Genomic DNA, 1,034 nt, shown 5'->3' with positions numbered 1-1,034 from the left:
ATACAATCAGTCGCTGCAGGCGTTCCAGAGGGCTCTGGATCTGGATCCGGATGATGCCGAGGCCTGGCGGGGAAGAGCTCTCGCATATTCTGGTCTAAAAGATCATGATGAAGCCCTGAAGGCCTCAGATAAGGCAGTTGAGATAGATCCTGGCTACGGGCAGGCCTGGCTGGACAGGGGCATCCTCCTGCGGGAGATGGGACGGGCAGAGGAGGCGCTTTTTGCTCTGGACCGGGCGCTTTCAATACAGCCCGATAACCTCGATGCACTGAGCACAAAGGCGGAGGCGCTCACAGTTTTAGGCAGATATCAGGAGGCGGAAGCGGCCTTCGACCTGGCTATGGACATGGATTCTGAAAGGTATGAGACGGGAGATTCTGATGTCGATTGGCTTTTATAGATGGCTCTCTATTATTTTTATGCCATCATCAGAGCTTTTCCCTAGCTCTTCAGCTAAAGCCAGGTAAGACTTCCAGTTGAACTCCCTCTGCGGGGATGCTATCTGTATTCCACCTTGATACAGATATCCGCAGGCGAACCGCTCGAAGCCCCAAGCCACCAGCCATCATCAAAGGCATCCAGCTTTCTGATGGCATCGATTGGCGGAAGGCTAGTGGATATGGAGATCAAAAGCTCCTTTTCCATCGGTGAGCCTGGATCTGTCAGGACCTCCATGAAGATCTCGTCCTGAGGGAAATGCTCTCGAATTCGCTCATATGCCTCCGAGACCAGAGCTATAGCTGAAGGCCCCTTTTTCAGGAAGTCGTACACATCATTTGGCCTTCTAAGAATGTAAACCTCAGCTGCCGCCCTTAGATCCTCATTCAGATTCTTTATTCCGGTGAAGTTGGGTTCGAGCTTTTGCACAAGCATCTCCAGCTAACTCATCCTGGTTGAAGATATTTATCTCTTGGTTGAGGACATGATGCTAAATTATTGCCAGAAATTTTAGAAATTAGGGCAATGCTACAGCTTCCGAAACGCGGCCAGGTGGCCGCGCTTCTGAAACTGCTCCTCCCTCCTGTGATGTAGTT

General features: G+C 51.1%; 2 protein-coding genes. One reads left to right on the top strand and one right to left on the bottom strand.

The genetic code is table 11. The features are described 5' to 3' along the window. A partial coding sequence (locus BP822_RS06015; RefSeq protein WP_286877956.1) for a tetratricopeptide repeat protein occupies positions 1-400 on the top strand: 400 nt, incomplete at its 5' end. A 98-nt stretch (positions 401-498) separates the two neighbouring features. Here the strand turns inward: BP822_RS06015 and BP822_RS06010 are convergent. Next, complete coding sequence (locus BP822_RS06010) at positions 499-867, bottom strand: hypothetical protein (RefSeq protein WP_286877955.1); 369 nt, start codon at positions 865-867, stop codon at positions 499-501. Positions 868-1,034 lie beyond the last annotated feature (167 nt).

It is taken from the genome of Methanosaeta sp. UBA458 (assembly GCF_002496085.1).
Lineage (GTDB): Archaea > Halobacteriota > Methanosarcinia > Methanotrichales > Methanotrichaceae > Methanothrix > Methanothrix soehngenii.
The sequence above is the reverse complement of the archived record's forward strand: the minus strand, read 5'-3'. Positions and strand labels throughout refer to the sequence as shown.